The organism is Neobacillus sp. B24, from assembly GCF_055381825.1.
Window position 1 is genome coordinate 2,782,614 of the sequence record NZ_AP035777.1, and the last position, 16,932, is coordinate 2,799,545.

The following is a 16,932-nucleotide window of genomic DNA, read 5'->3' on the forward strand; positions in this document are numbered from 1 at the left end:
GACTAGTTTATCATATTTTTCGACATACGAAAGATTTAAATAGAATAGGATGGGTAATATCAAGGGGAATTTTTAAAAAGAAAAGGAGTAACAGTGGATGGAAAATAAAAAAAGATTATGGATTTATGCCATCATTGGGATGTTAACTACCATTGTAGTGTTAGCGTTTGCTCGCTTGTCCTACGGAATCATTCTTCCGTTTATGAGGGATGGACTGTCACTTACATATAAAGAGGCGGGCTTTCTTGGAACAACCACGTCATTTGGATATTTATGCACGTTAATTTTTGCTGGGATTCTTGCGTCCAAATGGGGAGCAAAGAGAACTGTTTTATTGGGAATTTCCCTTGTTACGATTGGCCTAACTGGACTTTCTTTTACTACAGCATTTTCGGTTGCATTTTTGTTTATGCTGTTACTGGGAATTGGGACATCTTTTACCTTTACCCCATTAATTTCTTTGCTAGTTGGCTGGTTTCCCCAGAAAAAAGGCTTTTTAATTGGTCTGGCAACTAGCGGTGCAGGGATTGGCATTTTGTTTGCCGGCATAATCATTCCCTATTTAAATAGCCTTAACAGTGAAAATGGCTGGAGATATGCCTGGGGGATTTACGCTGCCATTGGCTTGATGGTAATATTATTGACTTTCATTTTTATAAAAAATCCGCCAAATGATTTCTCCCCTGGAGAGCAAACGCAACGTTCCTCCGCAAAAGAAATCTATAAAAATCCAAAAGTGATCAACATTGGCCTTATTTATGGAGTTGTCGGAATTACTTATATCGTCCAGGCTGTTTTTATCATGAGTTATATGATTGAATCAGGAGTACAAGTGAAATTTGCGGGACAACTGATGGCATTAAACGGAGTATTGTCCATCTTTGGCGGACCTATTTGGGGAGCTATTTCCGATAGAATTGGGCGGAGAACTTCGTTAATTATAACGATGGCTCTTACAATGGTATCGATGATTTTGCCTGTTCTGCTTCCTTCTATTATCGGCTTTACCATTCATATTATCGTGTTAAGTTGTACCTCGACAGGGCTATTTACGCTCACTCAGGCCTCTAGCATGGATTATGTCAAACCGGCTGATATTCCCATTGCCTTTAGTTATGTTACGTTTTATTTTGCGGTTGGACAATTAATTGGTCCTGCCATCGCCGGGTGGTTCATTGAGGACTTGGGCGGGTTTAAAACGGCCTTTATTTTCTTAACTGTTTGTTTGGCACTGGGTCTCTTGTTAACGCTAAGAGTGAGAAATTCAGGACAAAATCATGCCGAATCGTCGCCCATTAAAGCTGAATTGAATGAACATGCCGCACCATAAAATTGAAAAACCCGCCAATCGGCGGGTCCTCTGGATAGGAAGCATTGTGTTTGACGCATTTATTATGGTCTAATTCCGTGTCGTGAAGGTCCGAGCTGCTGAGGCAGCAGCGCATAGGCGTCCTTTACCCACTCACATAGGAGTGGCCGTGTCTCCCTAGGGTCAATTATTTCTTCAATTCCGAATGCTTGTGCTGTGCGGAATGGTGAGCGGACAGCTTCCATGCGTTGCAGCAAGTCGTTTAGCAGGGCATCCGGGTTGTCACTAGCTTCAAGCTCTCTTCGATAAGCCACTTGGACGCCGCCTTCAAGCGGCAGTGAGCCCCAGTCACCCGACGGCCACGCATATCTGAGATTCAGCCGATGACCATTGGTCATTCCGGCACCTCCGACCCCGAATACTCTGCGAAGAATAATTTCAACCATTGGAACCTTTGCTTGATAAATCGCAGAAATGGCGCGGACTCCTTTGCGGATAGTGCCTTTCTTTTCCGATGGCAGACCGATAACCATGCCGGGCTGGTCGACGAGATTGACTATTGGCAGATGGAAAGTCTGGCAAAGATCGACGAACCGCTCCAGTTTTTCCGAGCTTTCAGCGGTTAATCCTCCCCCGTTAATGTAAGGGTCTGAGGCTAGAACCCCTACTGGGTGCCCGTCCAGTCTTGCAAAACAAGTAAGGGTTCCACCCCCGTAATACCGTCCCATTTCAAAAATCGAACCTTGGTCAAAAATCATGGGGAGTAGTTCGCGGATTTTATAAGGTACGCGGCGATTTTTTGGAATAAAGGAAATTAGCTTTTCCTCCTTCCGAATGGCATCATCTTGGGATGACGATACTGGTGGAAGCTGCCACACATTTGAGGGCAAGTAGGATAAAAAGGTACGAATTTGCTGGAACGCCTCTTCCTCGGACTTCGCGATATTGTCCACTGCTCCGCTTGAGCGATGAACTTGCACCCCTCCGAGTTCCTCTTTCGTTAAATTCTGCCCCATTCCGTATTTTACTACGGGCGGACCAGCGACAAACAGCTGAGAGGTTTCTTCAATCATGATTGAAAAATGTGCGGCAGCGACCCTTGCTGCACCAAGGCCTGCCACAGAGCCTAAACAGGCTGCTACTACGGGCACCCGCTCCATATTTGCGACCACGTAGTCCCATGCTGGGTTTACTGGAACGTATGTATAACCCTCAGTATCGAGGAATTTCACACTCCCGCCGCCGCCCGTGCCATCGACAAGGCGAATGATGGGGAGTTGGAGATCATGTGCCATTTGTTCAGCATATACCTGCTTGCGGAAGATGGCCCCGTCCGCCGCCCCGCCTCTTACAGTGAAATCATCCCCCCCAACTACCACTTTGCGCCCATTGACTCGTCCAGTCCCGAGGACGAAGTTTGCCGGGGTAAAATCAATGATTTCACCTTGTTCGTTATACTTTGCTTTTCCCGCCAAGGCGCCGGTCTCATGAAACGAATCCGGGTCAAGCAGTTTTTCGATTCTCTCCCTTACTGTAAGACGGCCTTGTAATTTATGTTTGTTTACCCGTTCCTCGCCGCCCATTTTTCTCGCCAGTTCTTCACGGCGGCGCAATTCTGCAATTTCTGGTTCCCAGGTCATGGTGGATAATACCTCCTTTGATTTAATTTTTTCTGAATTTTCAATATATAAGTATTATAATAGATTCCTTTTCCAACCACAATGATACATCTGGATTAATCTGGATTCCCCCCAATTAAAAAAGAAGCAGTTATAACCCTATCGGCTACAACTGCCTCTACTTCTATTTATTTAATTTTCTCAAGTGATTCTGTTAGTGTTTTCACCATAAAGTTCAGGTCCTTCTGCTCAATGGATAACGGCGGCGATAGTGTCAGCACATTGTTAAAGCCTGCGACTGTTGCGCCATTTTTACCGATTATAACGCCCTGATCCTTGCAGTTGGCGATAACCTGATTGACTAAACGAACATCCAGTGGTTCTTTGGTCGCTTTGTCCTTCACCAATTCTATCCCAACCAACAGCCCTTTGCCACGGACATTTCCGACATATGGATGGTCCTTAAGCAGGTTGGTAAGATCATTTAATAGCTGTTCACCTAAATCTTTTGAACGATCAAATAGCTTTTCTTTTTCCATGATTTCAAGGTTTTTTAACGCCAAAGCACAGGCTGCTGGATTGCCGCCAAATGTATTGACGTGGCGGAAATAATCATATTCCTCCGTTCCCTTAAAAGCTTCATAGATTTCCTTGCGAACAGCGGTTGCAGATAGTGGTAAATAGGCGCTCGTAATCCCTTTTGCCATTGTGATAATATCCGGTTTGACACCATAATTCATAAACCCGAATGGTTTTCCAGTCCGGCCGAAGCCACAAATGACTTCATCGACTACCAATAGTGCACCATGCTTTTCGCAAACCTGTTTCGCTGCCTGCATATACCCATCAGGCGGAACAAGGATGCCGCCGCCGGTAATAATTGGCTCCATAATTAGTGCGGCAATGGTCTCACTGAGTTCCCACGTCATCGTTCTGTCGAGGTCTTGGATAGACGACAAATCCATCGGGTCCGCTACGTTTGTATCATCGCGGTAGGAATCCGGCGGTGCCACATGAACGAAGCCTGGTGCGAGCGGCTCGTATTTATATTTGCGTTGGGCCTGACCGGTTGCCGCAAGTGCCCCGTACGAGTTACCGTGGTACCCGCGGTAACGGGAAACGATTTTATAGCGGTTGTGCTCCCCTTTTTGCTGATGGTATTGCCGGGCGATTTTAAAGGCAGTCTCATTGGCTTCAGAACCGCTGTTTGAGAAAAAGATGACGTACTCGTCACCGAGCATTTCATTTAGTTTTTCTGCTAGTTTAATAGCCGGCACGTGGCTCTGGGTAAGTGGAAAATACGCCATTTCCTTTAATTGTTCATAGGCTGCCTCGGCAAGTTCCGTTCTCCCGTAGCCAATATTGACACACCAAAGTCCAGCCATACCATCCAAATACCGACGTCCATCCACATCGGTTATCCAAGACCCCTCGGCCTTCTCTGCCACAATCGTAGCCTGCGGGCTATGAGGCCTCATCGCATGCCAAACGTACTTATCATCCTTATTAAGCAATGTATCCTGGGAACGATCCGTTTGGACCATAACCATCCCTCCAATTCTAGTAATTGGGTAATGGTGCCTTACACTATTCGTATGCTCATAATACTCGCTTCAGTGCCTGACACCATTAGCTACCTTACCAACTTTCTTATGCATTAAACCCTTAACGCTAAATCTAGGCGTCGAAGCGGGAGGTGATCATTTTCTTTCTGGTGTAGAAGTTGACACCATCTTTGCCGTTGACGTGCATGTCGCCGTAGAAGGAGTCTTTCCATCCGGAGAATGGGAAGAAGGCCATGGTGGCTGGAACACCGACGTTAATTCCAAGCATGCCGGCATCGGCTTCTTCACGGAACTGCCGGATTGCTTTGGCATTGTTAGTGTAGATAGTCGCGCCATTTCCATATCTGGACTTGCGAATGTACTCCAAGCCCTCATCTAGGTCCTTCGCACGCAGAAGGCTTAAAACCGGCGCGAAAATTTCATCCCTTGCTATCGTCATGTCCGGTGTAACATGGTCAAAAATAGTCGGACCAAGAAAGTTGCCAGCTGTATGTTCATCTATCTCCTTGCGGCCGTCTCTAATCAGTTCAGCCCCCTCTGCCACACCTTTATCGATGTAGCCCAACACCTTTTCACGGTGCTCCTTGCGGATTACCGGTGTTAACAGCACTTCCTCATCCATTCCATTTCCGATAATCAACTCATCCGCTTTTTTCTTTAAAGCCTGCACAAACGGCTCATTATCACCGACAACCACTACCGCACTACAGGCCATGCAGCGCTGGCCGGCACTGCCAAAAGTAGAGCTGATAATATGCTGAACCGCTTTATCCATTTCGGCATCAGGCATGACGATATGATGATTTTTCGCACCCGACAGTGCCTGAACTCGTTTTCCTTCAGCGGCTGCGCGCTCATACACATATTTGGCGACTGGCTGGGAGCCGACGAACGAAATCGCAGCAATATCTTTGTGCTCAAGAAGGCCATTTACAACGTCATGCGCACCGTGGACTACATTCAATACTCCCTTTGGCGCCCCTGCTTCTGAAAACAACTCTGCTAATCTATTTGCTAAAATTGGCGTTCGCTCAGATGGCTTAAGGATAAATGTGTTTCCGCATGCGATTGCCAGCGGGAACATCCATAATGGCACCATCATTGGGAAATTAAACGGCGTAATTCCTCCGACCACACCTAGCGGATAACGGAACATTTCCGAATCAATGTCTTCGGCTATGCCGGACAATGTTTCGCCCATCATCAAGGTTGGGGCACCGCAGGCAAATTCCACACATTCGATCCCGCGCTGCACCTCGCCATATGCCTCCTTGAAAGCCTTGCCATTTTCTTGAACGATCAAGCGCGCTAATTCCGCGTGATTTTCGGTTAACAGCGTATGATATTTATAAAAAATCCTTGCTCTTTTTGGCACCGGAACGTTTCTCCATGACTTAAACGCTTCCTTTGCTGCGGCAACGGCCAGACTCACATCCTCCTTGGAGCTGACTGGCACTTTTGTCAACAGAACGCCTGTTGCCGGATTAGGAACATCCAATGTTTGGCTGCTTAAAGCGTTGATCCACTCTCCGTTTATAAAATTCTTTAAGACGACAGTATCACTTTTCGTTACACTCATCCTTGAACCTCCTTATTGTAAGATTTCTATTCTCATTATCTCTAATTCTAAATAAACAATCATTAGACACAATGTTAAATGGAGCCTGTTAGTTCTTAAACACGTTGAAATGCTTATTACCGAACCTGCCCCATCCTCCCAGGCTGTGATGCCGTTAAATAATCATGCACCAGCAGCATAAATTCAATTGCCACCCGTTTTTCCCGCTCCATAAAATCCTCGCCGAGCAGGTTCTCCAGCTTTTGAAGCCGGTGGTAAAGGGTCTGCCTGACAATATAAAGCTTATTAGAAGTCTCCTGTTTTGACCCGTTGCACTCCAAATAGGCTTTTAACGTTTCTAGCAGCTTGGCGTTGTATTTTTGATCATACTGAATGACGGGCTGAAGATACTCCGCTGCCAATTCCTGCAGATCGGTGTACTTGCTTAACTGGGAAATCAGCCGGTACAAATGCAAATCCTCATAAAAGTAATAGCTTTGCTGATGGCTCATTTTTTGCTGAATCCTCAGCGTCTCCTTCGCGGTCTGATAGCTTTTATGTATTTCGCTAAGAGATTCTGAGAACTTTCCAGCAGCGATGATGAATTTGGCCGAGCCCTGCTTACGGATAAACTCAGATTCCTCAATGGACACAATCGCTTTCTTAATTCGTTCCTTCAAATTCTTTTTTGCACGATTGTTTAATAGGATAAACGTTAGCTCATTTCTTTTTTCAACAAAAAACACCGTAAACCCATTTTGTTCAAAAACCGAACGAAACAACAGCTTGAGATACGTACTATCAGGAATTGATTTTTCCCTCACTGGAAACAGCTTTGTAATCAGGACAGCGGCCTCACAGCCTTTTGCCTTACAGCCATTTTCAGACAAATATTCATAAATATCCTCAAGTGTATGTTCGCCGGCAAGCCAGCCCTGCAGCCATTCAAACTCTTCGGCCCGCTTCTTTTCCTCAACATACATTTCCCTTAATAAATGCTGGGCCAGCGCAGTTGCGGTCCGGTCCAGTATTAATAAATCGTATTCGCTGATAGGGATATCCTCCGAATAAATGCTTAATTCGGCAAATTCCTGACCAAATAGAAAAATGGGGGCAACAGCCATGTGCTCGCTGGACTGTTTTTTTGCAAGTTGTTCAATGATAACCTCCTGATCTTGGTGATTGATCTCGGGTACAAATTCATACTCCTGATTTTTAAGTCTGAAGATAATTTGAACGTCCAGGGCTGAAAAAATAAACTGCAGGATATCCTCATAGCTTTCAATCGTCAACAGACGTTTATTTAAGCTCTGCGAATAATTCTCCAAATCGGATATCTTCTTGTATTGTTGATTGATAATGACAGAATGAATATCCTGGGTGATTTCAACAAACGGAACCTCCTGTTGAAAAATAATAATCGGGAACTTGTGGTGATTAGCGAGTTCAATTACTTCCTCAGGAATATCGGTAATATAAGTCCCAAGCTCAATGCACAATCCAGCGGCTTTTGTCTCAATAAATTCCTCCACCATCGATGCAAAAAGAAGAGGCTTATCCTTCCATGCTACACCTGTGGACAAAATGAGCTCCTGTCCTTTTAAGAGATTGCGAATACTCGTCACTTCGACGACATGAACCCACTTGACAATACGGTCAATGCCGTCATGACCAGCAATAATCGCAGCATTTTCAAAGTGTTGTCTCTTTAAAACATCCAGGACTTTCAATTGGAATAGTTCTTTCATAGAATTTATCTCCTTGGAAAAATCACCGGAAAAGGATTGGATACTGGGCCAATCCTTTTCCGCAATTTACACCCCTTGATTTTGCTTGATTAGCAGACTGGAAAAATATTTCCGGGCATTGGCATTTCCAATCAATAAGGTTTCGATGACGTTTCCATTCGGATGAACGAAATCTACCGTTGCCCCATCCAAGTGCTCCTTTACAGCGGAAATCTTGTAACCTTTTTGAATTAAGTAATCAATCTTATCCCGTTCTGCCAAAAATTGCTGGTGCTCTGACACGTAAACCTCACCTCATATCTCTAATATAAATCTAGATTTTCCGGCATCTTCTCAACAGCGGGTTCAAACACCAGTTCATCCTCAATGACCCAGTCACGTCCAACCGAAATACCCAAATATTTATCATCGCTCGGGTCGTCTAGTTCCGCTTGGCGATACTTGTTAAACCACCAATATTTAGCCAGAACATAATATACTGCGGCACCGATTAAAAAGCCGACCACAAACCCATATTCCGGAACAAAATAAGAAGCAACCCCGCCGATAATCCAAGCGATAAACCCGGCAATATTGACACCGCCCATATATCGATACTGGCCTTGGTCCTCATATAATTGCGGTACATTGACTCTTCTTTTTCGAATTAAATAGTAATCCGCAAACAGGATGCCAACGATGGCCGATAGTATTCCTCCGACAAATAAAAGGAATGGAATAATAATCCCGAATAGTTCCCAGGGCTGAACTACCGTTCCTACGATACCGGCCGTAATCACGCCGGCCCAGAATGGAAACTTCGGCCCGCCGACGTTTGAAAAAATAGTAGCAGCCGGTACTACGTTTGCTGCTGTATTCGTTGACCACTGTGCTAAAACGATCATTAATAATAAAATGGCAAGAATAAAGCCGCCAGCAGCCTCCTGAAGGGCAACAACAGGATCATAGTTCAATACAGCAATATAAGAGACCGCTCCGATGATAATCATAAATGTCTGGGTTAATGGCATGGCGACAAGGTTGCCAATCAATGAACCTTTATTTCGTTTAAACCAGTTATTTTCATTGGCCGGCGCCTTGATATACCGGGAAATCGATGGTATATCGGCACTTAACGTGGCCCAGAATCCCATATTAGCAAAAATAACCACTAGAAATGCAGTAAACGCTGCACCACCTGTTACTGGCGACTCCACCCAGCTCCATACATCCCTGCCAGCGGCGGTAGCCTGGTCTGACAATGATACATACATCCACAAGGAGATAATCAATATAACCGGAGCAGCCATGTCCGCAAACCGCTCGATCGATTTAATCCCCAACGCAGTATTCACCAATTGAACAATGGCAAATATGAAAAAGCAGACAAACCAATTGTCAAAGCCAAATAAAATATTTAGAATACCGTTCATTGCTGTTGCCCCAAAATACGTATTAATCCCAAACCACATGGAAGCCGTTACACCGCGAGTAATCGAAGGAATATGGGTGCCAATGGTCCCAAACGGTGCCCTCATATAAACGGGAAAGGACAATCCATGTTCAATCCCAATATCCGCAATCAACGAGATAAAAAATCCAATTGCCAGACTTCCAATTACTGTAGCTAGGATCACCCAAGGCAAAGATAATGTCATGACACCAGACCCGCCAATGGCAAAGGTGGCCAGCACGACAACCATTCCCACCCACATAAACGAGTAACCTAAATTGGTTATTTTCCGATCCTTCTGGTGGATGGGCAATAAATCCGGTGATTTTAAATGGCTTTTTTTCATATGAACACTCCATTTCGGTTTAAATTTCTATAAATCCAAAGATCCATACAACCGACATCAACGGACATTCATCAAGTGCAATTGCCGAGAGGCCCGGCAATTGCAGGAGTGGTTCATCAAGAAGCGTGGGTGCACAAGGATGCTCAAACTAGATTGATAGGGTTTGATTTTGGGTAAACTGTGTATTAGTGTTATATTTCGCCCGCTTCAAATATTGACCGGCGCCAGGCTTGCCGACAAACTGTTTATCCCGGACAACGTATTCACCGCGAACCAACACAGAAACCGGTTCACCAGTTACCTTCATTCCCTCGAAGGCATTATAATCGACAGCCATATGATGTGTTTCCGCCGAAAGTACCCGTTCGACATTCGGATCAAAAATGACCAGATCGGCATCGGCCCCAACAGCAATGGTACCTTTATTCGGAAATAACCCAAATAGTTTCGCTGCCCGTGTCGAGGTAATGTCTACAAACTGATTAAGAGTAATTCGTCCCTTCTTCACCCCCTCGGAGAATAAAATCGTTAGCCGATCTTCGATAATAGGACCGCCATTCGGAATTTTCGTGAAGTCATCACGGCCCAAATCTTTCTGACCTTTAAAATCGAAGGAACACTGGTCAGAACCCAGCGTTTGCAGCTGGCCGCTCTTGAGTGCGTTCCACAGCGCTTCCTGGTTCCATTTTTCACGGAGCGGCGGCGACCAGACATACTTCGCTCCTTCGAAGTTCGGTTTTTCCAAATAGCTTTGATCAAGCACCAGGTATTGCGGACAGGTTTCGCCCCAAACATCATAGCCTTTGGCCCTTGCCTCAGCGATTTTTTCCGCAGCATCGGCACATGAGACATGGACGACATATAATTGTGAATTGGCCAGTCCCGTAAATCTAGCGGCACGGCCAGTAGCTTCCCCTTCCAGTTCCGGCGGTCTTGTCAGCGCATGATAAATCGGCTCGGTATTACCCTCGGCCAGTGCCTTTTTCGTTAAGAAATCAATGACATCTCCGTTTTCGGCATGAACCATGACCAAAGCCCGGAGATCCCTGGCAGTGACCAGCGTTTTGAACAAGGTTTCGTCGTCGGCCTGAAACACGTCTTTATAGGCCATAAATACTTTAAAGGAGGTGATTCCTTCTTCATCAATTACCTGAGGCAGTTCCCCTAGAACTTTATCATTAATTTCACTGATCATCAGATGGAAGCTATAATCAATGACAGCTTTATCCTTTGATTTCTCGTGCCAGGTTTGGATTGCATTTTTCAACGGTTCGCCCTTATTGGTTAAGCAGAAATCAATAATCGTTGTTGTTCCGCCAAACGCTGCGGCAATCGTGCCTGATTCAAAATCATCCTTTGTGACGGTTCCCCCAAATGGCATATCCAAATGGGTATGCGGGTCGATTCCTCCTGGAAAAACTAGACAGCCTTTGGCATCAATCACGTCTGCACCAAGCACCGAAAGAGTACTTCCAATTTGCGTGATTTTTCCATCTTCAATTAAAATTTCGCCTTGAAACGTGTCAGTTGCGGTAACAATTGTTCCATTTTTAATAATTTTCTTCATCCTTACATACCTCCTAATCTATTACTTTGAAACATCTATTTTGCAATCAACTGCTGCATTTATCACTGCTTGGCGCTCGTTCCAGGTCATTGGCGGCAGTTCATTTGGAACTTCAATCATGTCAATGGCGCCATCGACCGGGCATACAATGGAGCAGAGGTTACAGCCAACGCAATCTTCTTCACGCACCCTCAGATAGCTTTTTCCATTATTATCGGTCAACATGTCGATACATTGATGTGAGGTATCCTCACAGGCGATATGACATTTATTGCAGTTAATGCAAACATCCTTATTAATTCTCGCTACTATGTTGTAATTTAAATCCATGTCACCCCAGTCGGAGTACTTAGGAACCGATTTGCCAATTATGTCGGAAACTGCAGTTATTCCCTTTCTGTCGAGATAGTTGTTTAAACCCTCAATCATATCCTCAACAATTCGGAAACCATGGTGCATGGCTGCAGTACAAACCTGGACACCGGTTGCACCCATCAGCATAAATTCAACGGCATCCTGCCAGTTGGAGATTCCGCCAATTCCGGATATAGGCACATTAATATGCGGACTTCTGGCACATTCAGCGACCATGTTCAATGCGATTGGCTTGACTGCCGGTCCGCAATAGCCGCCGTGAGCTCCTTTACCGGCCACATGCGGAATCGTGTTCCACGTATCAAGGTCCACACCCATCAAACTATTGATGGTATTAATCATACTGATGGCATCGGCGCCACCATTGCAGGCCGCTTCAGCAGTAGCCGTAATATCAGTGATATTCGGTGTCAGTTTGACAATCACCGGAGTTTTTGCAGCTTCCTTAACCCAATACGTTTGTTTTTCAACTAACGATGGGACCTGCCCGGATGCAGAACCCATACCGCGCTCAGCCATGCCATGCGGACAGCCGAAATTCAATTCAAGGCCATCGACGCCGACATCCTCGACCCGCTTGACGATTTCATGCCATTTTTCCTGCTTTGGTTCGACCATTAGCGAGGCAATTATGGCGTGATTAGGAAACTTCTTTTTCGTCTCATAGATTTCTTTTAGGTTCACGTCTAAGGGACGATCAGTAATCAATTCAATATTGTTAAAGCCGGCTACCCGCTGTCCGTTAAAGTTTATTGCAGCAAATCGTGATGTTACATTTAAAATCGGATCCCCCAACGTTTTCCAGACTGCACCGCCCCATCCGGCTTCAAAGGCTCGCTGCACCTGATACCCGGAATTGGTTGGCGGTGCTGACGCCAGCCAAAATGGATTGGGTGACTTAATTCCTGCTAGATTGATCCTTAAATCAGCCATTTTCTTTCCCCCTTTTAATTAACACTTTCAACGGTACAGTATTGTTTATGAATGGCGTAGGCCACATCTTTTCCTTGCTGAGCAGCACTTACGACCATCGCGTCCCCTTTTCCTTTGCCGAAAATCACATCGCCACAGGCGAATATTTTTGGATTGGATGTTTGAAGTGTGATAGGGTCAACCTTAACGACTCCTCCGTTATGCTCAACGCCCAAATCGTCAATTAACCCGAGATGCCTTGATTGTCCGATTGCTTTGATTACGGCATCTACCTGAATCACATGCTCCGACCCTTCCACAGTAACCGGCCTGCGCCGGCCATCACTTTCCGGATCACCAAGATTCATCTTCACACACTGTATTCCAGTTACTTTTCCATTTTCATCACCAATAATCATCTTAGGCGCTGTTAACCAGCGGAATTCAACACCATCCTGCTTGGCAAATTCATACTCAAACTCATAGGCTGTCATCTCTTCCGCTGTTCTGCGGTATAGTATCTTAACGTTTTCTGCTCCCAAACGTACTGAACAGGTAGCCCCGTCAATAGCGGTATTTCCTGCCCCGATGACAACTACCCGTTTTCCGACAAAATTCTGAGATAGCGCACCGTCTTTGGTTGATTTCACAAATTCAATGGCATCGTACACTCCATCCAGATCCTCGCCGTAAATGCCGAGATTTGGTACTTGCCCCATCCCAACGGCAAGAACAATATGGTCAAACCCTTCTAATAATTCCTGTACAGAAATATCTTTGCCAACAACAGTGTTGGTCTTGATCGTGACATTTAATTTCTTGACCTGGTCAACCTCCCAGAACGAGATTCGCTGCGGCAAGCGGAACGAAACAATTCCATATGTGTTTAAGCCGCCGGCCTTATGAGCTGCTTCAAAAATGGTGACAGCATAGCCGAGTCGTGCCAGCTCGCGGGCAGAGGATAATCCTGCAGGGCCGCCGCCAATCACGGCAACTTTACGGCCATTGGGTTCTCCCGGCTCAAAAAGGGTACTATCGTTGTGGATGGCCCAATCTGTCGCATAACGCTGCAGATTGCCAATCATAATGGGTTTAGTGGAACGATTTAACACGCAAGCTCCCTCACAGAGCTCCTCTGTTGGGCAAACGCGTGAGCAGCTGGCCCCGACCGGGTTGGAAGACATGATGGTTTTAGCAGATCCGAGTATATTTCCTGAGGCGATTTTTTTAATAAAGGTCGGGATATCAATACCTGTCGGACAGGCTTTGATACACGGGGCGTCATAACAATAGAGGCAGCGATTGGATTCTTCCAACGCTTCTTGGTTTGTTAGTCCGGGTTCTACCTCTTGAAAGTTCCTTTCAAGGTTTGTCAGGGAAATCCGTTGCATTTTTTCAACTGCCAATGAAAAACCCTCCTTTTATAAATGTTTTTAAAGGTGAAAGCGCTTTAATTATTTTTTTCTAGAGAAATTTAAATTAGATCACTCCCATTTCTACGTCCTTTTACAGAAAATTCCGCATTCTATACTTTATTTTACAGATTGTAAATAGGCATTACACCTTACATTCTGTAAAATGCTGTATCGTATCAAATATTCACTATGTAAAAAGTTTGCAGATATCCTTTTGCACGTACAGTTTTCTGAATACTTCACCAATTTACCATACCCTAACTGAGAAATTTGTAAAAATTCATCGAGATGGTAAATTATCTGACAGAATAATTTCTTATTTATTAATACCTGGTCTCAATATCCAGATAAAAACTTATCGACAAAAGGATTCCGTTTTGAGTAGGTTCTCTTGGATTTTTCAGAAAAGACTCACTCTCTTTAGAATCAAATGACTTGTCCTTGATTGGAGTAACCAGCAAATGTAAAATAAGCGGATTTTTTCCGGTTAAATGCAGACTGGTGTTCATTTCGGGGGATATAAGGGAAGGATTTCCGGTTATGCTAAGCAAAATCTCCTATTTTCGAGTTTTTCGAATCAATAGACGGAAATTCTCCGTCTATTTTGGCCTTTTTTAACAAAAATTAATAAATAGGCGGAATTTTTCCGCCTATTTATTAGCTCAGGTGCTAACCTGAATTCCAACTGAAAACTGCGGAGCCCTTTAATTTTGTTAGAAATACATTTAGCTGCTATAATGTTGAGCCAATTTGATTATCATTGCTCCCATTCTTTCGTGATCAGGGACAATGATCCGTTCGACCCCCTCTTCCCTTAGCGCATCAGCAGTAACCTTTCCCACCGCAGCAGCCAAAGTATCTTTATTTAAACAGTCGACAATTTCCTGATGGATGGAATGTTGCCTTGCATAATCAAACAGGGATCGAACCTGGACTGCCGTGGTAAAACATACAGCATCACATTCATTTCCCAGTATCTCCTTGGTTAAAGTGGCCAGTGTTTCTTCCTTAGGAGGAATATGCTGATAGGGAAGGATTTTCTGAACCTCTGCTCCACGGGATTCGAAAAACTGGGTTAACCTAGGTGCACTTTCCCCGTGCAGTTGGAGCATGACACTTTTTCCGGAAAAGTCGACATTATGAAGGGCCTGAGAAAGCCCTTTAGTTGTCCCGTCTTCAGCGACCGCCACTGGTGTTATTTCCAATTTCTTTAAGGCAGCTACTGTTTTATAACCGCGGCAGGCTATATTTGCTCCATGAAGCCTTTTTAAAAAAGCTTCTTCCAAATCTAGCTTTCGAGCCAGGTCAATTAGCGTTTCCGTCCCGATCCCAGTTGTAAGAATCACCCAATCTGCTCCAGTTTCCACGAATTCAATGATATCAGCCTCCACTTCCTTTTCTGCTAAAAAAACAGTGCCCTGAAGCGGGCGAAGGAGTGGTATACCACCTTGCTTCTCAATTAGCGCGCACATTTCTTCCAATTTACGTGACCCGCAAATGACTACTTTCTTCCTTGATAAACCTTTTTCCATTCGCTGACACTCCTATTTCATCTTAATCGCCAAACGTTGAATTTCATGTGAAGGGTAGATAATTACTCCCGATTTTGTGGATTGTGCCGCAACGGCCATTCCAGTGGCCACCGCTTTTGCCTCAATTGCTCTATATTGACGAAGCGGACCAACCATCAGCGTATTTAACACTCCGCTAAATTTGGCTGCTACATCTTCCCCAAACCGATGCTCTCCACGGTCTCCCAAAAGCAATGACGGACGGAAGATATGCAGTGCCGGCAGATTTAGATCTTTTAACGCTGTCTCGATATCCCCTTTCACCTGGTTATAGAAAAACATCGATTTCGAGTTGGCGCCCTTCGCTGTAATAATTAAATATTTCTCGACACCGCTCGCAGATGCCAATTTGGCAGCCTCAAGCGGGTACTGGTAATCGACCTTGCGAAAGGCTTCCTTCGTTTTTGCCTTTTTAATCGTCGTTCCCAAACAGCAGAACACATCTGTTACTTGGAATAGTTCCCGGTGAGCATCCAGTCTGTTGAAATCAACGGCATGCACCTTACAAATCGGGTCAAAAGGTTGTATTGGTTTCCTTACTAACAAATGTATTTCTTCATAGAAATTTTTTTCAACTAGAATCTTGACTAGTTCATTTCCAACCAAACCTGTTGCTCCCAACACGAGCGCTGTCTTCTTTTTCATCATATTCCCTCTTTACTGTATCTTTTGAATAGATAAATCATATTCTTCTTTGGAAATAAACAAAAGGAATTATTTATGTATTAATCGGAACAGCTTTTCCAATCCATCCAATAATCGCGGTGAGGGACGGCAGTATAACTCCTCTTCTAGTACAAAAATTCTATCATCACTTTGGTAACCTAATTTCTCAAAGCCCGGACGCTTTGTGACTGCACTTTTTTGCACTTTATCCTGTCTAACTCCAACCCAGGCAAGACAAATATAATCGGGACGGCGCCGTAAAACATCCTCCCAATCGGTCTGTACGCTGGCCAATTCCACATCATTAAACACATTAACAGCCCCGGCTGCCTCCGATATTTCGGTTAGCCAGTTTATTCTCCCAGGTGTAAAAATCGGTTTTGGCCACCATTCCCAATACAAGGATGGCCGCACCTCCACCATTTTGGAAAGCTCTTTCACCCTTTCCAGTCTGTAGCGAAAGTCACGGGCAGCCCGCAATCCACGTTCATGTTCCCCAAGTACCTCGGCGGTTTTGATTAAATCCTGCTCAATATCCTTAAGTGATTGCGGATTTAATACAATATGGGGAATCCCGCGCTTCTCCAGTGCTTCAACATTTTTTTCCATTCCCGGAACACTTAAAGATGCCAGAACCAGTTCAGGTTGTAATTGTTCAACAAGATCCATATTAATCGATAAATCAGGGCCAAGCTTTGGTAAGTCATTAATCGACGCTGGCCAATCTGAAAAGTCATCCACCCCAACCAATAAATGTGTCAGGCCCAAATATTCGATAACTTCTGTATTACTCGGGCATAATGAAATAACTCGCATGTTCCTCCCCCTTTTTATACCATTTTCTACTAT

At 44.7% G+C, this 16,932-nt stretch carries 13 protein-coding genes; 1 reads left to right on the forward strand and 12 read right to left on the reverse strand.

Features of this window, described 5'->3' with window-relative positions; genetic code table 11:
- Positions 1-97: 97 nt before the first annotated feature.
- Positions 98-1,330: an MFS transporter gene (locus tag ACZ43M_RS13735; RefSeq protein ID WP_464503125.1), complete on the forward strand. Its 1,233-nt coding sequence runs from the start codon at positions 98-100 to the stop codon at positions 1,328-1,330.
- A gap of 62 nt (positions 1,331-1,392) precedes the next feature.
- Here the strand turns inward: ACZ43M_RS13735 and ACZ43M_RS13740 are convergent, their stop codons facing one another.
- From ACZ43M_RS13740 to ACZ43M_RS13795, 12 genes are all read right to left on the reverse strand, one after another.
- Entirely contained in the window at positions 1,393-2,949 is a 1,557-nt protein-coding gene (locus ACZ43M_RS13740) for an acyl-CoA carboxylase subunit beta (protein WP_464503126.1), read from the reverse strand.
- 167 nt (positions 2,950-3,116) lie between these two features.
- Entirely contained in the window at positions 3,117-4,472 is a 1,356-nt protein-coding gene (locus ACZ43M_RS13745; protein ID WP_464503127.1) for an aminotransferase, read from the reverse strand.
- 133 nt (positions 4,473-4,605) lie between these two features.
- Positions 4,606-6,072: a CoA-acylating methylmalonate-semialdehyde dehydrogenase gene (locus ACZ43M_RS13750; RefSeq protein ID WP_464503128.1), complete on the reverse strand. Its 1,467-nt coding sequence runs from the start codon at positions 6,070-6,072 to the stop codon at positions 4,606-4,608.
- 116 nt (positions 6,073-6,188) lie between these two features.
- A complete protein-coding gene (locus tag ACZ43M_RS13755) occupies positions 6,189-7,799 on the reverse strand; it encodes a PucR family transcriptional regulator (RefSeq protein ID WP_464503129.1) in 1,611 nt (536 codons plus the stop codon).
- Positions 7,800-7,865: 66 nt separating this feature from the next.
- A complete protein-coding gene (locus ACZ43M_RS13760) occupies positions 7,866-8,081 on the reverse strand; it encodes a hypothetical protein (RefSeq protein ID WP_464503130.1) in 216 nt (71 codons plus the stop codon).
- Between the two features lie 20 nt (positions 8,082-8,101).
- On the reverse strand, positions 8,102-9,577 hold the full coding sequence (locus ACZ43M_RS13765; protein ID WP_464503131.1) for an NCS1 family transporter: 1,476 nt from the start codon (positions 9,575-9,577) through the stop codon (positions 8,102-8,104).
- A 148-nt stretch (positions 9,578-9,725) separates the two neighbouring features.
- Positions 9,726-11,144, reverse strand: coding sequence for a dihydropyrimidinase (gene hydA, locus ACZ43M_RS13770; RefSeq protein ID WP_464503132.1), 1,419 nt, complete (start codon positions 11,142-11,144; stop codon positions 9,726-9,728).
- Positions 11,145-11,165: 21 nt separating this feature from the next.
- The gene (preA, locus tag ACZ43M_RS13775) at positions 11,166-12,452 is read right to left on the reverse strand and encodes an NAD-dependent dihydropyrimidine dehydrogenase subunit PreA (RefSeq protein WP_464503133.1); all 1,287 of its coding nucleotides are present in this window, start codon (positions 12,450-12,452) and stop codon (positions 11,166-11,168) included.
- Positions 12,453-12,466: 14 nt separating this feature from the next.
- Entirely contained in the window at positions 12,467-13,822 is a 1,356-nt protein-coding gene (locus ACZ43M_RS13780; RefSeq protein ID WP_464508024.1) for an NAD(P)-dependent oxidoreductase, read from the reverse strand.
- A gap of 749 nt (positions 13,823-14,571) precedes the next feature.
- A complete protein-coding gene (locus tag ACZ43M_RS13785; protein WP_464503134.1) occupies positions 14,572-15,378 on the reverse strand; it encodes a uroporphyrinogen-III synthase in 807 nt (268 codons plus the stop codon).
- A 12-nt stretch (positions 15,379-15,390) separates the two neighbouring features.
- Positions 15,391-16,065 (reverse strand): NAD-dependent epimerase/dehydratase family protein, encoded by a 675-nt coding sequence (locus tag ACZ43M_RS13790; protein ID WP_464503135.1) that lies wholly within the window; start codon positions 16,063-16,065, stop codon positions 15,391-15,393.
- 66 nt (positions 16,066-16,131) lie between these two features.
- Positions 16,132-16,899, reverse strand: a complete 768-nt coding sequence (locus ACZ43M_RS13795) for a cobalamin-binding protein (protein ID WP_464503136.1) — start codon at positions 16,897-16,899, stop codon at positions 16,132-16,134.
- Positions 16,900-16,932 lie beyond the last annotated feature (33 nt).

What these genes read in the sequence shown, in the direction of transcription:
- ACZ43M_RS13735 (WP_464503125.1), top strand. Translation starts at nt 98, where the DNA reads ATGGAAAATAAAAAAAGATTATGGATTTATGCCATCATTGGGATGTTA.
- ACZ43M_RS13740 (WP_464503126.1), bottom strand. Translation starts at nt 2,949, where the DNA reads ATGACCTGGGAACCAGAAATTGCAGAATTGCGCCGCCGTGAAGAACTG.
- ACZ43M_RS13745 (WP_464503127.1), bottom strand. Translation starts at nt 4,472, where the DNA reads ATGGTCCAAACGGATCGTTCCCAGGATACATTGCTTAATAAGGATGAT.
- ACZ43M_RS13750 (WP_464503128.1), bottom strand. Translation starts at nt 6,072, where the DNA reads ATGAGTGTAACGAAAAGTGATACTGTCGTCTTAAAGAATTTTATAAAC.
- ACZ43M_RS13755 (WP_464503129.1), bottom strand. Translation starts at nt 7,799, where the DNA reads ATGAAAGAACTATTCCAATTGAAAGTCCTGGATGTTTTAAAGAGACAA.
- ACZ43M_RS13765 (WP_464503131.1), bottom strand. Translation starts at nt 9,577, where the DNA reads ATGAAAAAAAGCCATTTAAAATCACCGGATTTATTGCCCATCCACCAG.
- hydA (WP_464503132.1), bottom strand. Translation starts at nt 11,144, where the DNA reads ATGAAGAAAATTATTAAAAATGGAACAATTGTTACCGCAACTGACACG.
- preA (WP_464503133.1), bottom strand. Translation starts at nt 12,452, where the DNA reads ATGGCTGATTTAAGGATCAATCTAGCAGGAATTAAGTCACCCAATCCA.
- ACZ43M_RS13780 (WP_464508024.1), bottom strand. Translation starts at nt 13,822, where the DNA reads ATGCAACGGATTTCCCTGACAAACCTTGAAAGGAACTTTCAAGAGGTA.
- ACZ43M_RS13785 (WP_464503134.1), bottom strand. Translation starts at nt 15,378, where the DNA reads ATGGAAAAAGGTTTATCAAGGAAGAAAGTAGTCATTTGCGGGTCACGT.
- ACZ43M_RS13790 (WP_464503135.1), bottom strand. Translation starts at nt 16,065, where the DNA reads ATGATGAAAAAGAAGACAGCGCTCGTGTTGGGAGCAACAGGTTTGGTT.
- ACZ43M_RS13795 (WP_464503136.1), bottom strand. Translation starts at nt 16,899, where the DNA reads ATGCGAGTTATTTCATTATGCCCGAGTAATACAGAAGTTATCGAATAT.